Annotated in this window: 4 protein-coding genes; 1 reads left to right on the forward strand and 3 read right to left on the reverse strand. The window is 69.4% G+C overall.

The window, feature by feature from the left end; all coding sequences use genetic code 11:
- The first annotated feature begins 186 nt into the window (after positions 1-186).
- The gene (locus tag AB7O82_RS37875) at positions 187-933 is read left to right on the forward strand and encodes an SDR family NAD(P)-dependent oxidoreductase (RefSeq protein ID WP_428556222.1); all 747 of its coding nucleotides are present in this window, start codon (positions 187-189) and stop codon (positions 931-933) included.
- Between the two features lie 134 nt (positions 934-1,067).
- On the opposite strand, the gene AB7O82_RS37880 is transcribed toward AB7O82_RS37875, so the two are convergent.
- The 3 genes from AB7O82_RS37880 to AB7O82_RS37890 form a co-directional block, all read right to left on the reverse strand.
- Positions 1,068-2,231 carry an acyl-CoA dehydrogenase family protein gene (locus AB7O82_RS37880; protein WP_428621912.1) on the reverse strand — a complete coding sequence of 388 codons (1,164 nt, stop codon included), beginning with the start codon at positions 2,229-2,231 and terminating at the stop codon, positions 1,068-1,070.
- A gap of 26 nt (positions 2,232-2,257) precedes the next feature.
- The gene (locus tag AB7O82_RS37885) at positions 2,258-2,689 is read right to left on the reverse strand and encodes a hypothetical protein (RefSeq protein WP_428556219.1); all 432 of its coding nucleotides are present in this window, start codon (positions 2,687-2,689) and stop codon (positions 2,258-2,260) included.
- Between the two features lie 196 nt (positions 2,690-2,885).
- Positions 2,886-3,297 (reverse strand): hypothetical protein (locus AB7O82_RS37890; RefSeq protein ID WP_428556217.1); only part of this gene is annotated, 412 nt, incomplete at its 5' end.

The raw sequence follows: 3,297 nt of genomic DNA on the forward strand, positions 1-3,297 counted from the left end.
CTCAGGAGAGCGACAGGTCGATGACCCTGATTCCGGCCAGGGGACCGGCGGCAGAGTTCGGGCGGGACTGTGCATTCGAACGATCGTGCTGCGAACTCGACATCGCCGGCCTGTCATGATTGCTGTCGCCCGGTTTAGCATTCGCGCCGCCGCGGACAAACAGGCGGCCAGAACCGAGAGGATGTGATGAAGATAGACTTTACCGGGAAGAAGGCCATCGTCTGCGGCGGCAGCCGCGGCATCGGCAAGGCGATCGCGATGGGTTTCGCGGCCTGTGGCGGCGACGTCTCGATCTGCGCCCGCGACCCCAAGGTGCTGGAGGAGACGCGGGCGGAGATCGCCGGGCATGGCCACAAGGCGCACGCTGCCAGCGCCGACCTTGCCAGGGGCGACGCCGTGCGCGGCTACGTACGCGATGCCATTGCGGCGCTGGGCGGCGTCGATCTGCTGGTCAACAACGCCTCGGCCTTCGGCGGATCGGACGACGACAAGGGTTGGAGCAGCAGCCTGGCGATCGACATGATGGCGATCGTGCACGCGACGCAGGAAGCGTTGCCGGCGCTCAAGCAGAGCCAAGGCAACGTGGTCAACATCTCCTCGATCGCCGCCCTCCATCCGGCGGCGCGCCAGCCGCCGTACGGCGCCATCAAGGCGGCGGTGATCCACTACACGATCACGCAGGCCGCGATGTACGCCAAGGACCGCGTGCGGGTGAACTGCATCGCGCCCGGCTCGATCGAGTTCCCCGGCGGCGTCTGGGATCGGCGCAAGACGGAGAATCCCGTGCTGTACAACACCACGCTGGCGTCGATCCCGTTCGGCCGCATGGGCTACGCCGAGGAGATCGCCAATGTCGCGTTGTTCCTGGCCTCGCCCTTCGCTTCCTGGGTGACCGGCCAGTCCATCGCCGTGGCCGGCGGCCAGGGGCTGTAGATTTCTCCTCGTCAGCGAAGCCGGCGAAGTGTCTCGACTTGCGCGACGGACGGGTCATGGTCTTCCGGACCGCGGGCGTCCCGCCCGCGCATTCTCATGTGCATGTGCGGGCGGGACGCCCGCGGTCCGCGTGATCACAGCAGGGGCGGGTCGGACTCCCGGCCGAACAGAACCCGGCCGGGCGATTCCCTTACCCGGGGAGTCACGCCGATGTGCTGGGTGATGGCGTGCACGTCGCGGAACGCCCGCTCGAGCGGGCACGTCGCGTAGAGCGCGGTGGCGCCGGCGGCAGCATACATGAGGTCGACCGCCTGGACGGCGTTGCCGACGGAGAGAGAGGCCGCCAACCGGGCCTGGGCGCGTGCCTGCATCGTGGCCCCGCGCCCGTCGAGCAGCGCGCTCCAGAGCTGTTGCAGGCTGTCGAGCAAAAAGAGTCGGGCCGAACGCACCAGCGATTCGGCCTGCGAGACCCGCACCTGGGCGCCGTGGTTCTCGCGCAGGGATTGGCTCGTGCGTTGCGGCACCTTCTCGCTGGCGATCTCGATCAGCGTCTCGATGGCATTGCAGGCAATGCCGAGCGCCATCGCTCCGAGACCGGGAATGACCTTGGAAAAGGGCGGAATGCGATAGCGCGGCTCGGCCAGGACATAGGGGTCGGTGAACGACGCGGCGTGGCTCTGCGGCACGAAGCGATCGTCGACCACGACATCGTGGCTGCCGGTGCCGCGCAGCCCGCCGACGGTCCATGTATCGAGGATCGCGCACTCGGCGGACGGCACGAGCATGAACCGGGTCTCGGGAGCGCCGCTCGCGGCGAGGCGCGGCTTGTCGCCTTCGTGGACGATGGCGAGCAGCACCTGCCACGACGCCAGCTCGCAGCCGCTCACCAGCGCCCAGCGGCCGCTCACCCGGTAGCCGCCGTCGACGACGCGGGCCCGCCCCGAGGCGCGCGTGCTGTTGGCCGTGATGGCCGCCGGCGAGGCATGGATGGTGCGCGCCGTCTCGGCCGGCAGCTGCGCCGTCACCCAATGGGTGTTGCCGTTCCAGACGCACCAGGCGACCGAGGCGTCGGCGCGCGCCAGCTCCTCGAATACCGCCATGGCCTGCATCGGCGTGAGATCGAGGCCGCCATAGGCCTCGGGCAGGAGGATGCGAAAGAAACCTGCCTGGGCGAGATCGCACGCGACGTCGTCCGGCAGCCGGCGCAACGCCTCGATGCGGTCACGCTCGGCGAGCAGGCGCGGCCGCCACGATCGGGCGACGTCGAGCAAGGCGGAGCGCGTGTCGTTGCCGGTCATCGTCACGTGACGCGGCTCGCTTTCGGCTAACGGCGGCGGCAATCCAGGACGACCGACTGACCGGAGGCCTCCGCGCCGGCCGAGGCGTAGCGCTCGGCATCGCCGTCACGGCAGATGTAGCGCGCATGGTAGTCCTTGCCGCAGCCCGGGTTGGGATCGCCGATCTGGCGATGGTCGATGCGGTAGATGCAATAGTCCCGGCCCTGGCAATAGCGCACCAGGTCGTCGGTCACGTTGGCGCCGCGCTGGCCACGGCAATTGCGGCCGTAGACCGCGCCCAGGACTCGGATCGACATGGTCGTGCCGTAGTAGGGGCGACCGGGATCCTGGTAGCGCTGCTCCGGCTGCGGATTGATCTGGATGGAGCCGCCGGTTCCCGGCAGTGGGATGCTGATCTGCGCCGCCGCCGGCGTGGCGCAGGCGACCAACAGAAAGATGGCCCAGTGTCCAAGCTTCATGGCGGCCCCCCTCGTCGTGAAACTATTGCGCAGCGGCGAAAGGCCGGCAAGTCGGCAAGGAGTTCATTCGCCGGGAGCGCGCCACCTCATTCCCTCCTTTCCTCCCCCGGAATCGGGTCTGGTGAACCGGCCGCGCGACGCCAGCCGGACCTTCAGCTCAGGTGGTATTTGGCGCGTCGCGGGTCGCGCCCGGGACTCAGCCACCCAGGCTGCGCCGGGCCCACGCCACAGCCGCGGCGAAAGATGCCAGGATGCCAATGCCGGCAACGAACGGCGCCCACAGGGGCGGCAGCGAGACCGCGATCAACGGCGCGAGAACCGCGATGACCAGGGCGATTCCCAGCGAGATCGCCGCGCGCGCAATCCACAACGCGATGTGACGACGCCACACGGGGCGCGCCACCTCGGCGCCCTCGAAACGATCGCAGAGGTGCGTTCCATCGAGCAGCAGCAGCAGGGCTGAGCCGAAGGCGACCAGCATGAGCACGCCGGTCGACGAGGACGCGTCGGGCCGCGCCAACGCCAGGGACAGCAGGGCGAGCGCCGCCCCGGCCGTGGCCCAGGACAGGCTGGCCCGCATCACCGCGACGAGGCAGAGAACGCCGCTC

The sequence above is a fragment of the Reyranella sp. genome, from assembly GCF_050185545.1.
GTDB lineage: Bacteria > Pseudomonadota > Alphaproteobacteria > Reyranellales > Reyranellaceae > Reyranella.